Genomic DNA, 18,969 nt, shown 5'->3' with positions numbered 1-18,969 from the left:
AAGCTGAACCCCGCGACGGCGCGCCGAGCGCCCCGCCCTGCCGCCGCGAGGCCGCCCGAGCGGCCTCAGCGGTCCTGCGCGGTGAAGTTCAGCGTCAGGTTGCGGGAGAACACCGATTCGAAGCCGGCGTACGGCAGCGGCTGGGCCTTTAGGACGGCGGCCTCGATCGAGCGCCGGCCCTGCTCATCGTAGGCGCAGGGCGATGACACTTCCGCGCTCATCACCTGCCCGCCCGGGAGCTGGCGGATCAGCAGCGTGCAACGCGCGCCGACCGGCACCGTTTCCCGGGCGAGTCCATTTGGCGAGGATCGCTTCCTGCAGCGCCGCGGCGTAGCGCGCCTTCAATCCGGTATCGACGCCGTTGTTGCCCGGCGGCGGGCTGGCGGCATCGCTGCCGCTGCTCGGCGAGGTTTCGGACGACTGGCGCGCGCGTACATCGGCGATCTGACGCAGGCGCTGTTCGGCGAGGTTCGCCTCGCGTGCGGCCTGCTCGCGCTTCTTGCGGATCTCGGCGAGCTTCTGCTGGCGTTCCTGTTCCTGCTGTGCGGCCAGGCGACGCTGCTGCTCGACTTCCTGCTGGCGCTTCTGCTCGGTCAGGTCCACTTGCTCCTGCTTGCGCTTGAGCTCCTGCGCCTTCTTTTCTTCGGCCGGCGTCGGCGTGGGCGTTTCGACGACCGCTTCCTGGTTCTCGGTGTCGGGCACCGGAATGAAATCCTGCGGCGCCTGCTGCGGCGGCGCGACGGCGTCCTGCGGCACCGGCTCGGGCAGCGGCTGCGGCAACGGCGCGACGTCCTCGGGCTCCGGCGGCGGCGGAATTTCTTCTTCCACCGGCTTGGGACGATCACGCAGCGTGCGCTGCATCGCCGGCGACAGCGCATTGGCGTCGATCAGTTCGGCCGCGACCGGCGAGCCGGCCACGGACACCGGTGCACTGGAACGCGTCCAGAACAGGCCGATGAACATCAGCCCGAACAGCAGCACGTGCAGCAGCAGCGCCGCGACGATCGCCTGCGTGGTGTCGGCGCGCGTTTCCCGCATCAGCGACGGCCCTGGTTGGCCTGGCCTTGCGTGGCCTGATCGGGCTGGCTCATCAGGCCGACCTTCTTGACGTTGGCACCTTGCAGCAGCACCAGCGCGTCCATCACCTTCTGGTAGTTGGCCTTGGCGTCGCCGGCGACGAAGACCGCCACGTCCGGATTCTGCGACACGATGCCGCGCACCTTCGCCGTGAGCGTATCGGCGGTTACGGCTTCATTGCTGCCGGCCTTGACGGTCAGGAAGTAGTTGCCCGACGCGTCGACGCTGACGATCACCGGGTCCTTCTTTTCCTGGATCGACTTGGCGTTGGATTGCGGCAGGTCGATGTCCACGCCCAGGTTCAGCAAGGGCGCGGTGACCATGAAGATGATGAGCAGCACGAGCATGACGTCGATGTACGGCACGACGTTGATCTCGGCCTTGAGCTTGCGCTTGCGATGGCGGCGCGCGTTGATTCCGGCCATGGCTTCCTCAGGTGGCCCGGCGCGTCAGCGACCAGGGCGGCAGTTGAAGAGTCCGCACGACGGCGTGCGGGCTTTTGCGAGGGACTCGCATCAAACCTCGTCGACCTGGCGCTGCAGGATCGAGGAGAACTCTTCGGAGAACGCGTCGTAGCGAACAGCGATGCGCTCGACCTTGGTCGCGAAGCGGTTGTAGGCCCACACCGCCGGGATTGCGGCGAACAGGCCCATCGCGGTGGCGACCAGCGCTTCGGAGATGCCCGGCGCGACGGTGGCGATCGTCGCCTCCTTCATGTTCGCCAGGCCCTGGAACGAAATCATGATGCCCCACACCGTGCCGAACAGGCCGACGTACGGGCTGATCGAACCGACGTTGGCGAGGAACTCGAGGTTGTGTTCGAGGCCGTCGATCTCGCGCGAACCCGTGGCCCGCATGGCGCGCTGCGCGCCTTCCAGCTGCATGCGGCTGTCGGCCCCGCGGCGCTGGCGCAGGCGGCTGAACTCGCGGAAGCCGGCTTCGAAGATCGCTTCCAGGCCGGAGATGTCGCGATTGCGCTCGGTCGAACCGGCGTAAAGCTTCGACAGTTCGGCGCCGGACCAGAAGCGCTCCTCGAACTGGTCGGCCTCGCGCGCGGCGCGGTCGAGCACGCGCTTCTTGCGGAAAATGATCACCCACGAGGCGATCGAACCGAACAGCAGCAGCAACATCACCAGCTGCACCGGGATACTGGCGTGCAGCACCAGGGTGAGCAGGTTGAGGCTGTTGTCGCCGGCGGCACCGGCGGTCACGGCCTGCGCGGCACCGGCAGCGGTGTTGGCGGCGTCTTCCGGAAGGGCCTCGACCGTCGTGGCCTGCAGCGCGGTCAGCAGTGGCGTCATGCTTGGTTCTCCGTGCCCGTCGTGCGGGACTGATTGCAACGAATGTCTTTAACGGACGACTGTCGTTTCGGGGTGAATGCCCGGAGCCGCTCAACGCGGCCGTTCGAGCGACTTGAGCTCGTCCAGCAGCGGCGAGGGAATCCCGCGCGGGCGGAAACCGGCGGCATCGAGCGCCGCCACGCGCACCTGCGCGGTCAGCAGCACCTCGTCGCCGCGGCGGATCGTCTGCGCGAATACCGCGCTCGCGCGCCGGCATTCGATGAGCTCGACCTCTACGTCCAGCGCATCGTCCAGTCGCGCCGGCTTCAGGAAATCGATCTGCATCGCACGCACCGCGAACACCAGGTCGTGTTCGCGCCGCAGCAGTTCCTGGCCGTAGCCGTGGGCGCGCATCCACTCGGTGCGGGCGCGCTCCATGAAGGCCAGGTACTGCGCGTGATAGACCACCCCACCCGCGTCGGTATCTTCCCAATAGACGCGTGTCGGCCAACTGAACGTCGCCCCAATCGCCGCTTCTTCCGACACGTCAGGCCTCCTCGAAGAGTCCGCCCGTGCCGGGCTTGGGCTTGAGGCCGATGTGCCGGTACGCCTTCGGCGTAGCCATGCGGCCGCGGGCGGTACGGATCAGGAAACCCTGCTGGATCAGGTACGGCTCGATGACGTCCTCGATCGTCCCGCGCTCCTCGCTCAGCGCCGCGGCCAGCGATTCCACGCCGACCGGTCCGCCGTCGAAGGAATCGACGATGGTGTGCAGCAGGCGGCGGTCGATGTCGTCGAAGCCTTCCGGATCGACCTTGAGCATCGCCATGGCCGCGTCGGCCACTTCGCGCGTGATCGCCCCGCCCGCGCGCACCTGCGCGTAATCGCGGACGCGGCGCAGCAGGCGGTTGGCGATGCGCGGCGTGCCGCGCGAACGGCGGGCGATTTCCGCCGCGCCTTCGGGCTCGCACGAAATCCCGAGGATGTGCGCCGAGCGCCGCACGATGCGCGTGAGTTCCTCGGCGTTGTAGAACTCCAGCCGCTGCACGATGCCGAAGCGGTCGCGCAGCGGCGCGGTCAGCAGGCCCGCGCGCGTGGTCGCGCCGATCAGGGTGAACGGCGGCAGGTCGAGCTTGATCGAACGGGCGGCCGGGCCCTCGCCGATCATGATGTCGATCTGGTAGTCCTCCATCGCTGGATAGAGCACTTCCTCGATCGCCGGCGAGAGGCGGTGGATCTCGTCCACGAACAGCACGTCGTGCGGCTGCAGGTTGGTCAGCAGCGCCGCCAGATCGCCCGCCTTTTCGATCACCGGGCCCGAGGTCTGGCGCAGGTTGACGCCGAGTTCGTTGGCGATGACGTGGCTCAGCGTGGTCTTGCCCAGGCCCGGCGGCCCGAAGATCAGCACGTGGTCCAGCGCCTCGCCGCGCGCCTTGGCCGCCTCGATGTAGATCTTCATCTGCTCGCGCACCGGCTGCTGGCCGAGGTACTCGTCCAGGCGCTTGGGGCGGATCGAGGCCTCGATGGCCTCGTCCTCGCGCGTGGCGCCGGCGGCGATGATGCGGGAATCGTTCATCCGGTTATGTTCGCACGCGTGGCGCATGCGGCACAGGGACATGCCTCACAACGGCAGGCCTCACGAGGCCGCTGGCACGCTCCCTGCCGGTCAGATCTCGACCTGCGCGCCCAGCTCCACCAGCCGGTTGCCCGGAATCCGGAAGAAACCCGTCGCCGGCGCCGCGTTGCGGTGCATGAAGGCGAACAGGCGGTCGCGCCAGATTGGCATGCCGCGGTGGCGGCTGGCGACCACGGTTTCGCGGCTGGCGAAATACGTCGTGTCCATCGGATCGAAATAGGTGCCGCCGGCGTCGCAGGAGCGCATCAGTGCGAGCGGCACGTCGGGCACTTCCATGAAGCCGAACCGGATCAGCACGCGGTAGAAGTCCTCGCCGGCGATCGACTCTATCTTCAGGCGCTTTTCCTTCGGCGCGTACGGAATGTTCAGCGTTTCCACCGTCAGGAACACGTTGCGCTCGTGCAGCACCTTGTTGTGCTTGAGGTTGTGCAGCAGCGCGTGCGGCACCACGCCCTTGTCGGCGGTCATGAAGATCGCCGTGCCCGGCACGCGCACGGGCGGCGCGAGCATCAGGCCGGGAAGGAAGGTGTCCAGCCCGATGCCTTCCTTGCGGACTTCGTCGTGCAGGAGCTCGCGACCGCGACGCCAGGTGCGCAGCAGCGTGAACACGACCACGCCCAGCAGCAGCGGGAACCACGCGCCGTCGAAGAACTTCGCGCCGTTGGCGAAGACGAAGCCCACGTCGACGACGAAGAACACCAGGCACAACGGCAGCACCCAGGTGCGCCAGCGCGGCCACAGCGCGCGCGCGACCAGCGCCAGCAGCAGCGTGTCGATCAGCATCGTCGCCGACACCGAGATGCCGTACGCCGTCGCCAGCGCGGTGGAGCTGCGGAACGCCAGCACCACCGCCAGCACCGCGATCATCAGCAGCCAGTTGATGCCCGGCACGTAGATCTGGCCGATGGTTTCGCGCGAGGTGTGCTTGATCTGCATGCGCGGCAGGAAGCCCAGCTGCATCGCCTGCCTGGCCACCGAATACGCGCCGGTGATCACGGCCTGCGAGGCGATGACCGCCGCCATCGTCGCCAGGATGATCATCGGATACAGCGCCCACGGTGGCACCGCTTCGAAGAACGGGTTCTTCACCGCTTCGGGGTGCGCGAGCACGAACGCGCCCTGCCCCAGGTAGTTCAGCGTCAGGCACGGCAGCACCATGAAATACCAGCCGTGCCGGATCGGACGCGCGCCGAAGTGGCCCATGTCGGCGTAGAGCGCCTCGCCACCGGTGACGGCCAGCACCACCACGCCCAGGATCATCACCGACAGGCTGCCGTGCTCCATGAAGAAGCGCATGCCCCACATCGGATTGAGCGCGGCCACCACGGCCGGCGCCTTGGCGATGTTGTAGATGCCGATCGCCGCGAGCGACAGGAACCACACCAGCATCACCGGGCCGAACACGCGACCGACCTTCTCGGTGCCGAAGCGCTGTGCCAGGAACACCAGCACCAGGATCACCACCGACAGCGGCACGATGAAGCGGTGCAGCCCGGGCGCGGCGATTTCCAGGCCTTCCACGGCGCCCAGCACGGTGATCGCCGGCGTGATCACGCTGTCGCCGAAGAACAGCGACGCGCCGAAGATGCCGAGGATGCCGACCACGTATGCCGATCGCGAACCTTTCGGCAGCGTGCGCTGGGCCAGCGCCATCAGCGCCATGATGCCGCCCTCGCCTTGGTTGTCGGCGCGCATGATGATGGTGACGTACTTGGCCGTCACCACGATCATCAGCGCCCAGAACACCAGCGACAGCATGCCCAGCACCGTCGCCTCGTTCACCACCATGCCCAGACGCTCGGCGAAGTGCGGCGAGAAGGCTTCCTTCAGCGTGTACAGCGGGCTGGTGCCGATGTCGCCGAAGACGACACCGATCGCGCCAACGATGAGGCCGGCCAGCCCCTTGCCCTGGCCGTGATCGTGGCCATGGCTGCGCGAATCGGATGCGGGAAGGGACATGGGATGGGATCGACAGGGGCGACGCCGGAACGCCGCAGATCTGGTGTGGGTGTCAGCGAAGCGCGGACTTTAGCGCTTTGCGGATGATGGCGGCAGCGTCGTCGCCGGCCTCGGTGGCCTCGCGCGCCATGCGCACGGCCTCGGCGGGCTTGTAGCCCAGCTGCTGCAGGGCGATCACCGCCTCGCTCTGCGCGTCGCCGGCAGCGCCCGGCACGTTCAGCGTCGCGCCGACGCCGGCAAGATCGGCCGCGCGATCGCGCAGTTCCACGACCATGCGTTCGGCGGTCTTCTTGCCGATGCCCGGGATGCGCGTCAGCGCGGTGATGTCGCCGGCCTGCACCAGGCGGGCGAATTCGTCGACCGACACGCCCGACAGCACCGCCAGCGCGATCTTCGCGCCGATGCCGGAGACCTTCTGCACGTCGCGGAACAGCCGCCTCTCGCCTTCGCGCAGGAAGCCGTACAGCGACACGCTGTCTTCCTTCTGCGCGTAATGCGTGAACAGCGAGACTTCGCGGCCCAGGTCCGGCAGGTCGTAGAACGTGCTCATCGGTGCTTCCAGCTCGTAGCCGACGCCGTTGACGTCGACAACCAGCCAAGGCGGCTGTTTCATGACGAGAACGCCTTTGAGGCGACCGATCATGGTGAAGCCTCCGACGGCTGCCATCCTTGGCGATGCGCGACAGGCTTCGGCAAGCCCTGCCCGACCATCCATGGCCGGGCGCTCAGCGACGCGCGAGCCAGTGGCTCGCAAGCGCGTCGCTTCGCCCACGGCGGCTGCTTCATCACGAGCGTGCCTTTCAACCTTCCGATCATGCCCCGCGTCTCCGCAACAGATGGGTCGCCACGCCCGTGCGCGCCGCGGTGGCGCTCATGTGGGCGTGGGTGAGCGCGATCGCCAGCGCGTCGGCGGCGTCGGCCTGCAGTTTCATGCCGGGCAGGTTCAGCAGGAGGCGCACCATGTGCTGGACCTGCTCCTTGTCGGCGGCGCCGCGGCCGACCAGGGACTGCTTGATCACGCGCGGCGCGTATTCGTTGACCGGAAGCCGGCGGCGAACGACCGTCGCCAGCGCGGCGCCGCGCGCGTGGCCGAGTTTCAATGCCGAAGTCGCCGACTTCGCCATGAAGACGGTCTCGATCGCGACCTGCTGTGGCTGCCACTCATCCAGCAGCGCTTCGAGCCCGTCACACAGCAGGCCCAGGCGCGACGGGAAATCCTCGGCCTCCAGCAGCACCAGCGCCTGCGCGTGCACGTAGGTGCAGCGGCCGTCGGGCGCGACGTCGATGACGCCGACGCCCGTGCGCTGCGAGCCGGGATCGATGCCCAGGATGCGGGTCATCACGTGGTTTGCCTGCGTCCGACCCTCAGGTCAGGCGTAGGCGCCCTCGTCGAGATCGGCGTTGGAATAGACGTTCTGCACGTCGTCCATGTCTTCCAGCCAGCGCAGCAGCTTCACGACCTGCTGTGCGGTTTCGCCGGCCACGGCGACGTCGTTGTCGGCGCGCATCGTCACTTCGGCGAAATCCGCCGTCAGGCCGGCCGCTTCCATGGCCGACTTCACGCCGGCGAAGGCGTCGGGCGCGGTCACCACGTCGATGGCACCGTCGTCGTAGACGACCACGTCGTCGGCACCGGCCTCGATGGCCAGCTCGGTGATCTTCTCTTCGTTCGCGCCCGCGGCGAAGGACAGCACGCCGAGCTTCTTGAACATGAAGGACACCGAGCCGTCGGTGCCGAGGTTGCCGCCGAACTTGCCGAACGCATGGCGCACGTCGGCCACGGTGCGGACCTTGTTGTCGGTCAGGCAGTCCACGATCACGGCCACGCCGCCCGGGGCGTAGCCCTCGTAGCGGATTTCCTCGTAGACCACGCCTTCCAGCTCGCCGGTGGCCTTCTTGATGGCGCGCTCGATCACGTCCTTGGACATGTTGACCGACAGGCCCTTGTCGATCGCCGCGCGAAGGCGCGGATTGCCCGCCGGATCGCCGCCGCCGCTGCGCGCGGCCACGCCGATCTCGCGGATCACTTTGGTGAAGATCTTGCCGCGCTGCGCGTCGACCGCATTCTTGCGCGCCTCGATGGAGGGACCTCTGCCCATGGAACCGTCCAGCTTCAATCGTTCGAAGCGGGGAATTTTACTCGATACCGCCGTCGCTGCCGCGCGCCGGGAAGCGGCCGTCGCGGAAGAAACCGACCGCCAGCTGCAGCGCATCCGGCGAGAACAGCAGGCCGGTGTGGCTGGTGGGGATCACCACGTGGTCGGCGAGCCCCTCCAGGCGGGTTTCCTCGACCGCGACGGTGCCGTCGTTGTCGCCGTCGAAGCGGCCGAAGTAGCGGCCCAGGCCCAGCGGCGTGCGGCCCGCGACCATCCCGACCGCGGCCTGCCCGTGCCACGGCCGGCAGCCGCTGCGCAGCAGGCGGGCGCTGCGCCCCAGGTACGGCTTGCTCCACGCCTGCCCCGCCAGCGTCTGCGCCGCCGCGCTGCCGCGCAGGGGCGAGCCGAGGCAGACGACGCGCCGCACCGGCAGATCCGGCTCGGATTCCAGCGCGGTGAGCGTCACCAACCCGCCGAGGCTGTGCGCCAGCACGTGCGCCGGCCGCTTGCGAAGGCGCTGGGCCAGCATCGGCAGCGCCGCCTCCGGCCCGCCGGCGATGGTCGGGTAGCCGAACAGTTCGGTCGCGAAACCCGCCTCCCGCAGCCGCCGCGACAGCCAGTGCATGGACAGCCGCGGCATCCAGAGGCCGTGGATCAGCAGGACCCGGCGGGGTTCGGCGTGGTCGGTCATGAAAGTCGGGGTGTGGGCGCCGGGGCCGGAATCAACGGCCCGTCTGGCGAGCGTCAGGCCCCGCGCCGCAGGATGAACTCATGGTCGCGCGTATTGCCGACGACGAAGTCGTAATCGCCCACGCGCTCGAAGCCGTGCCGCGCATAGAACCGCTGCGCACCGTGGTTCTCGCTCCAGACACCGATCCACAGCGTGCGCGGGCCGTCGCGCAGCAACCACGCGATGGCGGCATCGAACAGGCGCGAACCGCGGCCGCCACCCTGGTGTTCCTGCAGCACGTAGAGGCGTTTCAGCTCGCCGTCGCCAGGCGCGACGTCCGCATGCGGCAGCGAACAAGCGCCCGCCGTGGCGTAGCCGATCGCGACACCGTCGCTTTCCAGCAGCCACGTCGCGTACGCGGGATCGGAAAGCAACGAGGCCCACGCCGCGGGGGCGTAGGCCTCGTCGAGGAAATGCGACAGGTCCTGCGGCGGGTACAGATGGCCGAAGGTCTGGGTGAAGCACGTCGACGAAAGCGCCGACAGCGCCTGCGCATCCGGAACCGTCGCGCGACGCAGCTCCATCCTTACTGGTCGTCCTCTTCCTCGTCCTCGTCGGACTCTTCGTCTTCCTCGTCCTCTTCGGCGTCTTCGTCCTCTTCTTCGTACTCGTCGCCGAAATCCTCACCGTCCCAGCGGAACTGGTCGTCCGGCACGAACGCCAGCGACACCACGCCGGCGACGCGCGTGCGCACCAGCCAGCCGCCGAACACCTGCGCGCGCTCGGTCACCAGGCCCGCGCCAGCGGCCGAACCGGCTTCGCCGAGGGCTTCCCACTCCAGGTCAAACGGAACTTCGCTCATCGTTACTTCCCTTCCTGCTTTTCACGGATCTGGATGTGCACTTCCGCCAGCTGCTTGTCCGGCACCGGCGACGGAGCGCCGGTCATCAGGCATTGCGCGGTGGTGGTCTTGGGGAACGCGATCACGTCGCGGATCGACTCGGTGCCCGCCATCAGCGCGGCGATGCGGTCGATGCCGAACGCGATGCCGCCGTGCGGCGGCGCGCCGAACTTCAGCGCGTCGAGCAGGAAGCCGAACTTGCCCTCGGCTTCTTCCGCGCCGATGCCCAGCAGGTCGAACACCGCGCTCTGCATCTGCGAGTTGTGGATGCGGATCGAACCACCGCCAATCTCGTTGCCGTTGAGCACCATGTCGTAGCCACGCGACACCGCCGTCTTCGCATTGGCGCGCAGGTCGTCGATCGAATCCACGGCCGGTGCGGTGAACGGGTGATGCAGGGCGACGTAGCGGTTCTCCTCGTCGTCCCACTCGAACATCGGGAAATCGGTGACCCACAGCGGCGCCCAGCCTTCCGCCACGAGGCCGAGGTCTTTCGCGACCTTCAGACGCAGCGCGCCCATGAAGTCCGACGCCGACTTGTACGTGGCCGCGCCGAAGAAGATCGCATCGCCGGTGGTCGCGCCGGTGGCCTGCACGATCGCGGCGAGCGTCGCGTCGTCGAGGAACTTCGCGATCGGCGAGTTGATGCCTTCGCGGCCCTTCGACGCGTCTTCGACCTTCATCCACGCCAGGCCCTTCGCGCCGAACTTGCCGGCGTAGGCGGCGTAATCGTCGATCTGCTTGCGGCTCAGCGTCGAGGCGCCCGGCACGCGCAGCGCGACGACGCGGCCGTCCTCATGGTTAGCCCAGTCGGTGAAGACCTTGAACTCGCACGACTTCACCAGCTGCGCGATGTCGGTGAATTCCAGCGCGATGCGCAGGTCCGGCTTGTCCGAACCGTAGCGGCGCATCGCCTCGGCGTAGGTCATGCGCGGGAATTGCGCCGCGAGCTCGACGCCCATCACGTCGCGGAACACGACGCGGATCATCTCCTCGACCGTGTCCTGCACATCGCGCTCGGAGACCCACGCGAACTCCATGTCGAGCTGCGTGAATTCGAGCTGGCGATCGGCGCGCAGCGCCTCGTCGCGGAAGCAGCGCGCGATCTGGTAGTAACGGTCGAAGCCCGCCATCATCAGGATCTGCTTGAACAGCTGCGGCGACTGCGGCAGCGCGTAGAACTCGCCCGGATGCATGCGCGCCGGCACGAGGAAGTCGCGCGCGCCTTCCGGCGTGGCCTTGGTCAGGATCGGCGTCTCGATGTCCTGGAAACCGCGCTCGTCGAGGTAGCGGCGCAGCGCCTGCACCAGCTTGATGCGCGTGCGCATCATCTTCTGCATCTCGGGGCGGCGCATGTCGAGATAGCGGTACTTCAGGCGGATGTCCTCGCCCGGGTTCTCGTGCGCGTGGAACGGCAGCGGCTCGGCCTTGTTGAGGACTTCGATCTTGGTCGCGACGACTTCGACCTGGCCGGTGCGGATCTTCGCGTTCACCGATTCGCGCTTGCGCACGACGCCGGTCACGCGCAGGCAGTCCTCGTAACCGACGTTCGCGGCGGTGGCGATCACGGCCGCATTTGCCTCGCCTGCGCCCAGCGCCGCATCCGTCGTCGGCTCGGCCACGATCTGCACGATGCCCTCGTGGTCGCGCAGGTCGATGAAGCAAAGGCCGCCGAGGTTGCGGGCGACGTCGGCCCAGCCGCACAGAGTGACGGTCTGGCCGATCAGGGCCTCATCGACGAGGCCGCAGAAATGGGTACGCATGGGGGCTCCAGGTTTCGCGATCCGGCCGCGTGGCCGGAGAACTGCGCATTTTAGCGGCAGCCGCGGGCACCGGAGCGAGCTTCGCGCCGGTGCTCGCCCCGGAGCCTCAGGTGGAGGGCTTGGAGGCCGGCGTGTCCGCCTTCTTCTCCGCCGGTTTGCTCTCGGCGGGCCTGGACTCGGACTTCGGCGCCGAACCGCCGTCGCCGGCCAGGTTGCGCTTCCTGTCGCCGTCCTTCTTGAAGTCGGTCTCGTACCAGCCGCCGCCGGCAAGGCGGAACTGCGGGGCGGTCAGCTGCCGGCGCACCTGCGGTGCTCCGCAGGACGGGCAGTCGACCGGGTCGGCGTCGGACATCTTCTGCAGGCGGTCGAAGGAGTGGCCGCAGGCGGCGCATTCGAAGGCATAGATCGGCATGGCACGACGGGCGTTGCGAAGTCAGGCGGGCATTCTGGCGGCGAATGCGGGGTTTTCAAGCTCCCGGGCGTTTCCCGGGGCCGCGAGCCCGCCCGCGGGCGGTCCCGCGAGCCTGATCGGCGACCGCGACAATCCCGCAACCCAGCGTCCCACGCCGCCTGCGCGCCGGACGGGCACCCTAGACTGCGCCCTCCCCCAAGTGCAGGAACATGGAATGGCCCCGCTGCGCATCTACCGGATCGACGCCTTCACCACCGCACGCGGCGAAGGCAACCCCGCCGGCGTGGTCGCCGACGCCCGCGGCCTCGACGACGCGCAGATGCAGGCGATCGCCGCCGAACTGGGCCACTCCGAGACCGCCTTCGTCCTGCCTCCGCAAGGCGACGACCATGAAGTCCACGTGCGTTTCTTTTCGCCGACCACCGAAGTGCCGGTGTGCGGACACGCCACGGTCGGCGCGCACTTCGCGCTCGCACTGGAAGGCGGCACGCGCGGCGTGCGCCGGCAACTCACCGGCGCCGGCGTCCAGCAGGTGGAAACGCGCGAGGACGCCGACGGCATCGCCATCCGCATCCGCCAGAACCCGCCGACCTTCGACGAGCCCTTGTCGGATGCGCTGGTGCGCGAACTCGCCGACGCGCTGGGCCTGTCCTTCGACGAACTCGGTCCACGCGGCCCGGTGCAGTTCGTGAGCACCGGCCACGGCAAGCTGATGGTGCCGATCCGCAGTCGCGAGCGGCTGCGCACGCTGCGCCCCGACCTCGCAAGGCTGGCGGCACTGGACGAGCGCACCGGCACGCGCGGCTATTTCGTTTTCACGCTCGATGTCGCGCCCGACGACGACGCGCTGACGCACGGGCGCATGTTCGCGCCGGGCATCGGCATCGAGGAAGACCCGGTGACAGGCAACGCGAACGGCCCGATGGGCGCATGGCTGGTGAAGCACGGGCTGCTGCCGACGCACGATGGCGAGGCGCGTTTCCGCGCCCGTCAGCGCAATGGCGCGGGGCGCGGTGGTTTCATGGACGTCGCCGTGACCGTCCGGGACGGCGAGCCGATCGCGGTGGCGATCGAGGGCCGTGCGGTGTTGGGGGAGATGATCGAACGCTGAGCACGGAGTAGTCGCCGTTCCGTCGACGCCTTTCCACCGTCATCCCGGCGAACGCCGGGACCCAAGGCGTCATGCCATCTCCCGTCCGCGTCCGCACTTGTAGGTCCAGCGAACGCTGGAACCCATCCTGATCTCGCGCTGCACGATCCATTAGACGTGATGCGCCGTATGGATGGATTCCCGCCTTCGCGGGAATGACAGCTACAAACAGACTGGCCCCATCAGCATGACGCGTGGGATGGATGGATTCCCGCCTTCGCGGGAATGACAGCTACAAACAGACTGGCCCCATCAGCGTGACGCGTCGGACGGATGGATTCCCGCCTTCGCGGGAATGACAGCAAAGAGTTTCAGCTGATCGCACGCGTGACAGCGATTACGCGTCGTACAACCCCAGCAACGCTTCTTCCGCCTTCGCCAGTTCGGCGGCGACCTGGTCGCGCTGCTTCGATAACGCCGCCGCGTCGGTGCCGCCGCCGGTGTACTTGTCCGGGTCGGCGAGGTCGAGGTCCAGCGTGTGCAGCTTCGATTCCAGCTCCGCCACACGCGCCTCGGCCTGCGCGAGCTTGTGCGCGTTGACCTTGGGGCCCTTCGATGCGGTCTTCGGCGCGGGCGCGGCGGCGACCGGCGCCTTCGGCTTTTCCGCGGCGGAATCGCGCGTGCGCAGCCACACCGCGTACGCATCAAGGTCGCCGTCGAACGGCTGCGCGACGCCGTCAGCCACGCGCCAGAACGTCTCGCACACCAGGCCGATGAGATGGCGATCGTGCGACACCATCACGATGGCGCCGTCGAAACTCGCCAGCGCTTCGGCCAATGCTTCGCGCATGTCGAGGTCGAGGTGGTTGGTCGGCTCGTCGAGCAGCAGCACGTTCGGCTTGCGCCACGCGATCAGCGCCAGCGCCAGTCGCGCGCGCTCGCCGCCGGAGAATCCGTCGACCGATTCGAACGCGCGATCGCCCGGGAAATTCCACTTGCCCAGGAAGTCGCGCAGCTGCTGCGTCGCCACGCCCGGCGCGATTTCGCCAAGGTGATCGATCGGGCTGGTGCCTTCCTTCAGCGATTCCACCGTGTGCTGCGCGAAGTAGCCGATGCGCAGGTCCGGATGGCCGCCGCGCTCGCCCGACAGCAGCGGGATCTCGCCCACCAGCGACTTCACCAGCGTCGACTTGCCGGCGCCGTTCGGGCCCAGCAGCGCGACACGATCGCCGGCTTCGAGCACGAAGCGGATGTTGTCGAGCACGACGTGGTTGCCGTAACCGCAATCGGCATCGGAGATGCGCAACAGCGCGTGCGGCAGTTTCGCCGGCGCGGGGAATTCGATGCGCAGCGCGCGCTCCACGCGCACCGCTTCGGTGTTCTGCATCTTGGCCAGGCGCTTGACGCGCGACTGCGCCTGCTTGGCCTTCGCGGCGCTGGCGCTGAAGCGGTCGATGAAGCTCTGCAGGTGCGCGCGCTCGGCCTGCACCTTTTCGTGCGTGATCTGCTGCAGGCGCAGGTGCTCGGCGCGCTGGCGTTCGAACGCGGTGTAGTCGCCCGTGTAGAGCTTGCCCTTGCCGTCGTGCAGATGGAGCGTGTGCGTGGTGACCTCGTCGAGGAACTCGCGATCGTGCGAGATCAGCAGCAGCGTGCCCGGATATTTCAGCAGCCACTGCTCCAGCCACAGCACCGCGTCCAGATCGAGGTGGTTGGTCGGTTCGTCGAGCAGCAGCAGGTCCGACGGCGTCATCAGCGCACGCGCGAGGTTCAGGCGGACGCGCCAGCCGCCGGAGAATTCCTTCACCGCGCGTTCGTGCGTATCGGGCGTGAAGCCCAGGCCGTGCAGCAGCTTGCCGGCGCGCGCGGTGGCGTCGTAACCGCCCAGTTCTTCCAGCTTGTGGTGCGCCTCGGCGACCGCTTCCCAGTCCTCGCGCGCCATCGCGTCGCGCTCCATGGCGATGGCCGCGTACACGGCGGCGTCGCCGGAGAGCACGAAATCCAGCGCCGGATCGTCCAGTGCCGGCGTTTCCTGCGCGACGCTGGCGATGCGCACGCGCGCGGGGATGTCGATGTCGCCCTGGTCGGCTTCGACCTCGCCCTGCAGCGCGGCGAACAACGACGACTTGCCGGTGCCGTTGCGGCCGATCACGCCCACGCGCCAGCCCGCATGCAGGGACAGGTCGACGTTGGACAACAGCAGGCGCTCGCCCCGGCGAAGGGCGAAATTGCGGAAGGAAATCACGGGACGGGTCGCGCAGATCGGATGCAATCCGGGCCGCGTAGTCTAAAGGCTCGGCCCGCTGCACGGGCGCCGCGGTCGCCACTGACCCGCGATTGACGCGCCTTGACGCAATCTGCTGCCTCGGCAGCGGCGTGCGGACTTGCGGGTTGCATGGATCCGGTCCGGCCCACATCCTGAACAGGATCCCTCATCGGAGAGCCGATGCACCACACGTCCCTCATCGCGATCCTCGTGGCCGGCTTCGTGCTGGCGTTCGTCTTCGGCGCGATGGCGCAGAAACTGCGCCTGTCGCCCCTGGTGGGTTACCTGCTCGCCGGCGTGGTCGCCGGCCCGTTCACGCCCGGCTTCGTGGGCGACCAGACCCTCGCGCCGCAGCTGGCGGAGATCGGCGTGATCCTGCTGATGTTCGGCGTGGGACTGCATTTCTCGCTGCGCGACCTGCTCGACGTGAAGGCGATCGCCCTGCCCGGCGCGCTGGCGCAGATCGCGCTTGCCACCGCGCTCGGCTGGGGCATGGCGTTGCTGCTGGGCTGGTCGCACGGCGCGGGACTGGTGTTCGGCCTGTCGCTTTCGGTCGCCAGCACCGTCGTGCTGCTGCGCGCGCTGGAGGAGCGACGTCTGGTGGAAACCGGCCGCGGCCGCATCGCGGTGGGCTGGCTGATCGTCGAGGACCTCGCGATGGTGCTCGCGCTGGTGCTGCTGCCGGCGCTGGCCGGCCTGCTCAAGGGCGGCGACACCAGTGCCGTGGCCGTGTGGGAAGCGCTGTTCAAGACGCTGGCGAAGGTCGGCGGTTTCGTCGCGGTGATGCTCATCGTCGGGCGCCGCGTGATCCCCTGGATCCTGGAGCGCGTGGCCGGTACCGGTTCGCGCGAGCTGTTCACGCTGTGCGTGCTCGCCATCGCGCTGGGCGTCGCGTTCGGTTCGGCCGGGCTGTTCGGCGTGTCGTTCGCGCTGGGCGCATTCTTCGCCGGCATGGTGCTCAACGAATCCGAATTCAGCCATCAGGCGGCGAACGAAACGCTGCCGCTGCGCGATGCGTTCGCGGTGCTGTTCTTCGTCTCGGTCGGCATGCTGTTCGATCCGATGATCCTGATCGAACGCCCGCTGCAGGTGCTGGCGACGTTCCTGATCATCGTGGTGGGCAAGTCGATCGCGGCGTACGCGATCGTCCGTGCGTTCGGCAAGCCGCGCAACACGGCGTTGCTGATCTCCACCAGCCTGGCGCAGATCGGCGAGTTCTCCTTCATCCTCGCCGGCCTCGGCCTGCAGCTGGAAGTGCTGCCCAAGGAAGGCCAGGACCTGATCCTCGCCGGCGCGCTGCTGTCGATCATCGTCAACCCGATCCTGTTCGCGTGGCTCGACCGCCGCGAGGCGCGCGAGGAAGCGCTGCGCGAAGACGTCGTCGAAGAGCACATGTACCCGCCGATCGCGCCGGACCTGCGCGACCACGTGATCCAGATCGGCTACGGCCGCGTCGGCAGCGAACTGGGCCGACTCCTTACCGAACGTGGCGTCGGGCTGGTCGTGATCGACGGGGAGGAAGACCTCGTCGCGCGCGCACGTGCCGCGGGCATTCCCGCGATCCGCGGCAATGCGGCCAACGAACGCGTGCTGCGCGAGGCCGCGCCGGAGCGCGCGAACACCGTGATGGTCGCCATTCCCAATGCACTGGAGGCCGGCGAGATCATCGCGCGGCTCCGCGAAATCAATCCGGCGCTGACCATCGTCGCGCGCGCGCACAGCGATGCGGAAGTGAAGCACCTGCTGCAGCACGGCGCCGACGGTGCGGTGATGGCCGAACGCGAACTCGCGCACAGCCTCGCTGAGATGGTGATGGCCACGCCGCACTACCGCGGATCAAGGCACCTGCCGCCGGCAACCGCCTGAGGAAACACGCATGACTGACGAAGCCGCACCGCAGTTGTCGCCGATCGACGCGCGCATCCTCGCGTCGTTGTTCGAGAAGGAGGCGACGACGCCCGACGCCTATCCGCTCACGCTCAACGCGATCGTGCTCGCGTGCAACCAGAAGACCGCTCGCGAGCCGGTGATGGAGCTCGAACCGGGCGAAGTCGGCAACGCACTGCGCCGACTGGAAACGCGCGGCTGGGTGAAATCGCAACACACGGCGCGTGCGGAACGCTATTCGCATCGCCTCGAAGCCGTGCTCAGCCTGACGCGTCCGCAGACGGCGCTGCTCGCCCTGCTCATGCTGCGCGGCCCGCAGACCGCGTACGAGTTGATGTCGCGCACCGATCGCCTCGCGCGTTTCGAGAACATCGAGGACGTGCAGCACGCGCTCGAACGCCTGTCGCGCCGCTCGCCCGCGCTCGTCGTTGCGCTGCCGCGGCAGTCGGGCCAGCGTGGCGAGCGCTTCGCGCACCTGCTCAGCGGCGAGCCGGATCCGGGCGTGATGTCGTCTGCGCCGAGCGGCGCAGGCGTGCCGTCTTCGCCGATGGCTGAACGCGTGGCGGAACTGGAGCAACGCGTGGCGGAACTGGAAGCACGGTTGAGCGCGCTCGAATCCGCACGCGACGCGGGCTGAGCGTCACACGTCCGGCATCAGCGCGATGCCGAGCAGCACGAGTGCTTCGATCATCTCCACCAGCGCGCCCGTCGTATCGCCGGTAATGCCACCGAGCCGACGCACGCACGCGCGTCGCCACAGCAGGAAAACGATGGTCGCGAGGGCGAGCGCAAGCGCGCCCCGCATGCCCGCGCTCGCGCATGCCGCGGCGCCCAGCAACAGCGCGACCGCGCATCCGGCGCGCGGCGCATTCGTGAGACCGCTCCCCAGGCCGCCGCTTCGCACGTAAGGCGTGGTCACGAATGCGATCGTCGCGGCCATCCGCGCGAGCAACGGCGCGAGCCACAGCCATGTCCACGCATCGGCCGGCAGGCTCGCCAGTGCCGCGAACTTCATCAGCAGCACGAGAACGAGCGCGGTCACGCCCGCCGGTCCGCAGCGCGGATCCTTCATGATGTCGAGCGTGCGGGTGCGCCGCTGGTCCCACGTGCCGCCCATGCCGCCGATCCACGCGTCGGCGCTGTCGGCCAGCCCGTCCAGGTGCAAGGCGCCGGTGATCGCGACCCACGCAAGCAGCACGATGGCCGCAACGAGCAGCGGCTTCGCGTCAGGCAAGGCCCAAACGAGCGCGCACAACAACGTGCCGATGAGCACGCCGACCAGCGGGTACCACGCGAGGGATTGCGACCTCGCCGAAGCATCGTCGAACACGCGTGCCGGAACCGGGATGCGCGTGAGGAAACCGATCGCGACCAGCAGACCGCGCATCACGCCGGCGGCCATACGATCGGATGCAGCGACGCATGCGGCACGTCGATGCCGGCCATGTCGCCGAAGTCGCGTCGCTCGGCTACGCAGCGCAGCAGACGGATCGCCCCGCCGTGCGTGATCACGAGCACGCGACCGTGCGGGGCCATCGCAGCGATGTCGTCCATCGCCGCCGAAAGGCGCGCACGGAACTGCGCGAACGTCTCGCCGCCCGGCGGCGGGTTCGCCACGGGATCGGCCCAGAAGCGTCCAAGTGCGTCGCCCTGCTCCTGCGCAAGCGTCTCGATCGGAACGCCTTGCCACTGGCCGAAATGGTATTCCGCCAGCCGCGCATCCAGATGCAGGGGCAAACCGCGCGCGTCCCCCAGTTCGCGCGCGAATCGCGCGCAGCGCTGCAGCGTCGAGGACACGATGTGCGTCCACTCGCGCCCGATCACTGCCTCCCGCAATTGCGACCAACCCAGTTCGATCAGCGCGTCATCCAGCTGGCCGCGATAGCTGCGCTGGCCCGTGTCGCCGTGGCGCAGCAGTTCGATGTTTCCTGGCAA

19 protein-coding genes and 1 pseudogene are annotated in these 18,969 nt (G+C 68.5%); 3 read left to right on the top strand and 17 right to left on the bottom strand.

The window, feature by feature from the left end:
* Nucleotides 1-65 precede the first annotated feature (65 nt).
* The 14 genes and pseudogenes from tolA to ABIE51_RS05010 all read right to left on the bottom strand — a co-directional run bounded on the left by tolA (nucleotide 66) and on the right by ABIE51_RS05010 (nucleotide 11,794).
* Nucleotides 66-1,038: pseudogene (tolA, locus tag ABIE51_RS05075) on the bottom strand (cell envelope integrity protein TolA).
* A complete protein-coding gene (gene tolR, locus ABIE51_RS05070; protein WP_192632458.1) occupies nucleotides 1,038-1,502 on the bottom strand; it encodes a protein TolR in 465 nt (154 codons plus the stop codon). The pseudogene tolA and the gene tolR overlap by 1 nt, the downstream one beginning before the upstream one ends.
* A 90-nt stretch (nucleotides 1,503-1,592) precedes the next feature.
* Entirely contained in the window at nucleotides 1,593-2,378 is a 786-nt protein-coding gene (gene tolQ, locus ABIE51_RS05065) for a protein TolQ (protein WP_192632457.1), read from the bottom strand.
* Nucleotides 2,379-2,468: 90 nt separating this feature from the next.
* Entirely contained in the window at nucleotides 2,469-2,903 is a 435-nt protein-coding gene (gene ybgC, locus ABIE51_RS05060) for a tol-pal system-associated acyl-CoA thioesterase (RefSeq protein ID WP_192632456.1), read from the bottom strand.
* A 1-nt stretch (nucleotide 2,904) separates the two neighbouring features.
* On the bottom strand, nucleotides 2,905-3,933 hold the full coding sequence (ruvB, locus tag ABIE51_RS05055; protein ID WP_192632455.1) for a Holliday junction branch migration DNA helicase RuvB: 1,029 nt from the start codon (nucleotides 3,931-3,933) through the stop codon (nucleotides 2,905-2,907).
* Between the two features lie 90 nt (nucleotides 3,934-4,023).
* Nucleotides 4,024-5,952, bottom strand: coding sequence for a potassium transporter Kup (locus ABIE51_RS05050; protein ID WP_115843755.1), 1,929 nt, complete (start codon nucleotides 5,950-5,952; stop codon nucleotides 4,024-4,026).
* A 52-nt stretch (nucleotides 5,953-6,004) separates the two neighbouring features.
* Nucleotides 6,005-6,595 carry a Holliday junction branch migration protein RuvA gene (gene ruvA, locus ABIE51_RS05045; RefSeq protein WP_192632454.1) on the bottom strand — a complete coding sequence of 197 codons (591 nt, stop codon included), beginning with the start codon at nucleotides 6,593-6,595 and terminating at the stop codon, nucleotides 6,005-6,007.
* A 169-nt stretch (nucleotides 6,596-6,764) separates the two neighbouring features.
* Nucleotides 6,765-7,292: a crossover junction endodeoxyribonuclease RuvC gene (gene ruvC / locus ABIE51_RS05040; protein ID WP_192632453.1), complete on the bottom strand. Its 528-nt coding sequence runs from the start codon at nucleotides 7,290-7,292 to the stop codon at nucleotides 6,765-6,767.
* A gap of 30 nt (nucleotides 7,293-7,322) precedes the next feature.
* A complete protein-coding gene (locus ABIE51_RS05035) occupies nucleotides 7,323-8,051 on the bottom strand; it encodes a YebC/PmpR family DNA-binding transcriptional regulator (protein WP_192632452.1) in 729 nt (242 codons plus the stop codon).
* A 37-nt stretch (nucleotides 8,052-8,088) separates the two neighbouring features.
* The gene (locus ABIE51_RS05030; RefSeq protein ID WP_192632451.1) at nucleotides 8,089-8,739 is read right to left on the bottom strand and encodes an esterase/lipase family protein; all 651 of its coding nucleotides are present in this window, start codon (nucleotides 8,737-8,739) and stop codon (nucleotides 8,089-8,091) included.
* Nucleotides 8,740-8,792: 53 nt separating this feature from the next.
* The gene (locus tag ABIE51_RS05025; RefSeq protein WP_192632450.1) at nucleotides 8,793-9,302 is read right to left on the bottom strand and encodes a GNAT family N-acetyltransferase; all 510 of its coding nucleotides are present in this window, start codon (nucleotides 9,300-9,302) and stop codon (nucleotides 8,793-8,795) included.
* A gap of 2 nt (nucleotides 9,303-9,304) precedes the next feature.
* Nucleotides 9,305-9,580, bottom strand: coding sequence for a DNA primase (locus ABIE51_RS05020; protein WP_115843765.1), 276 nt, complete (start codon nucleotides 9,578-9,580; stop codon nucleotides 9,305-9,307).
* Between the two features lie 2 nt (nucleotides 9,581-9,582).
* Nucleotides 9,583-11,382: an aspartate--tRNA ligase gene (aspS, locus tag ABIE51_RS05015; RefSeq protein ID WP_192632449.1), complete on the bottom strand. Its 1,800-nt coding sequence runs from the start codon at nucleotides 11,380-11,382 to the stop codon at nucleotides 9,583-9,585.
* A gap of 106 nt (nucleotides 11,383-11,488) precedes the next feature.
* Nucleotides 11,489-11,794, bottom strand: coding sequence for an FmdB family zinc ribbon protein (locus ABIE51_RS05010; protein WP_192632448.1), 306 nt, complete (start codon nucleotides 11,792-11,794; stop codon nucleotides 11,489-11,491).
* A gap of 214 nt (nucleotides 11,795-12,008) precedes the next feature.
* Between ABIE51_RS05010 and ABIE51_RS05005 the strand changes: the two genes are divergently transcribed.
* Nucleotides 12,009-12,905, top strand: coding sequence for a PhzF family phenazine biosynthesis isomerase (locus ABIE51_RS05005; protein ID WP_192632447.1), 897 nt, complete (start codon nucleotides 12,009-12,011; stop codon nucleotides 12,903-12,905).
* A 376-nt stretch (nucleotides 12,906-13,281) separates the two neighbouring features.
* On the opposite strand, the gene ABIE51_RS05000 is transcribed toward ABIE51_RS05005, so the two are convergent.
* The gene (locus ABIE51_RS05000; protein WP_157029437.1) at nucleotides 13,282-15,126 is read right to left on the bottom strand and encodes an ABC-F family ATP-binding cassette domain-containing protein; all 1,845 of its coding nucleotides are present in this window, start codon (nucleotides 15,124-15,126) and stop codon (nucleotides 13,282-13,284) included.
* Between the two features lie 201 nt (nucleotides 15,127-15,327).
* Here ABIE51_RS05000 and ybaL point away from each other — a divergent pair, with 201 nt between their 5' ends.
* Together ybaL and ABIE51_RS04990 are read left to right on the top strand one after the other, a co-directional pair.
* Nucleotides 15,328-17,013, top strand: a complete 1,686-nt coding sequence (gene ybaL, locus ABIE51_RS04995) for a YbaL family putative K(+) efflux transporter (RefSeq protein WP_115841464.1) — start codon at nucleotides 15,328-15,330, stop codon at nucleotides 17,011-17,013.
* A gap of 10 nt (nucleotides 17,014-17,023) precedes the next feature.
* Entirely contained in the window at nucleotides 17,024-17,671 is a 648-nt protein-coding gene (locus tag ABIE51_RS04990; protein ID WP_192632446.1) for a YceH family protein, read from the top strand.
* A gap of 3 nt (nucleotides 17,672-17,674) precedes the next feature.
* On the opposite strand, the gene ABIE51_RS04985 is transcribed toward ABIE51_RS04990, so the two are convergent.
* Both ABIE51_RS04985 and ABIE51_RS04980 read right to left on the bottom strand, forming a co-directional pair.
* A complete protein-coding gene (locus tag ABIE51_RS04985; RefSeq protein ID WP_502913255.1) occupies nucleotides 17,675-18,436 on the bottom strand; it encodes an adenosylcobinamide-GDP ribazoletransferase in 762 nt (253 codons plus the stop codon).
* Nucleotides 18,421-18,969, bottom strand: a complete 549-nt coding sequence (locus tag ABIE51_RS04980; protein WP_192632617.1) for a histidine phosphatase family protein — start codon at nucleotides 18,967-18,969, stop codon at nucleotides 18,421-18,423. The genes ABIE51_RS04985 and ABIE51_RS04980 overlap by 16 nt, the downstream gene beginning before the upstream one ends.

The sequence above is a fragment of the Lysobacter sp. OAE881 genome, from assembly GCF_040546665.1.
Classification (GTDB): domain Bacteria; phylum Pseudomonadota; class Gammaproteobacteria; order Xanthomonadales; family Xanthomonadaceae; genus Lysobacter_J; species Lysobacter_J soli.
Note: the sequence above shows the minus strand (reverse complement) of the source record. Positions and strands in the feature narration are given on the sequence as shown.

Excerpts from the sequence above, each read along its gene's own strand:
- ABIE51_RS04985 (WP_502913255.1), bottom strand. The coding sequence starts at position 18,436 with ATGGCCGCCGGCGTGATGCGCGGTCTGCTGGTCGCGATCGGTTTCCTC.
- ABIE51_RS05050 (WP_115843755.1), bottom strand. The coding sequence starts at position 5,952 with ATGTCCCTTCCCGCATCCGATTCGCGCAGCCATGGCCACGATCACGGC.
- ruvB (WP_192632455.1), bottom strand. The coding sequence starts at position 3,933 with ATGAACGATTCCCGCATCATCGCCGCCGGCGCCACGCGCGAGGACGAG.
- ABIE51_RS05010 (WP_192632448.1), bottom strand. The coding sequence starts at position 11,794 with ATGCCGATCTATGCCTTCGAATGCGCCGCCTGCGGCCACTCCTTCGAC.
- ABIE51_RS05020 (WP_115843765.1), bottom strand. The coding sequence starts at position 9,580 with ATGAGCGAAGTTCCGTTTGACCTGGAGTGGGAAGCCCTCGGCGAAGCC.
- ABIE51_RS04990 (WP_192632446.1), top strand. The coding sequence starts at position 17,024 with ATGACTGACGAAGCCGCACCGCAGTTGTCGCCGATCGACGCGCGCATC.
- ABIE51_RS05025 (WP_192632450.1), bottom strand. The coding sequence starts at position 9,302 with ATGGAGCTGCGTCGCGCGACGGTTCCGGATGCGCAGGCGCTGTCGGCG.
- ruvC (WP_192632453.1), bottom strand. The coding sequence starts at position 7,292 with ATGACCCGCATCCTGGGCATCGATCCCGGCTCGCAGCGCACGGGCGTC.
- ABIE51_RS05030 (WP_192632451.1), bottom strand. The coding sequence starts at position 8,739 with ATGACCGACCACGCCGAACCCCGCCGGGTCCTGCTGATCCACGGCCTC.
- ruvA (WP_192632454.1), bottom strand. The coding sequence starts at position 6,595 with ATGATCGGTCGCCTCAAAGGCGTTCTCGTCATGAAACAGCCGCCTTGG.
- ybaL (WP_115841464.1), top strand. The coding sequence starts at position 15,328 with ATGCACCACACGTCCCTCATCGCGATCCTCGTGGCCGGCTTCGTGCTG.
- aspS (WP_192632449.1), bottom strand. The coding sequence starts at position 11,382 with ATGCGTACCCATTTCTGCGGCCTCGTCGATGAGGCCCTGATCGGCCAG.
- ABIE51_RS05005 (WP_192632447.1), top strand. The coding sequence starts at position 12,009 with ATGGCCCCGCTGCGCATCTACCGGATCGACGCCTTCACCACCGCACGC.
- ABIE51_RS05035 (WP_192632452.1), bottom strand. The coding sequence starts at position 8,051 with ATGGGCAGAGGTCCCTCCATCGAGGCGCGCAAGAATGCGGTCGACGCG.
- tolQ (WP_192632457.1), bottom strand. The coding sequence starts at position 2,378 with ATGACGCCACTGCTGACCGCGCTGCAGGCCACGACGGTCGAGGCCCTT.
- tolR (WP_192632458.1), bottom strand. The coding sequence starts at position 1,502 with ATGGCCGGAATCAACGCGCGCCGCCATCGCAAGCGCAAGCTCAAGGCC.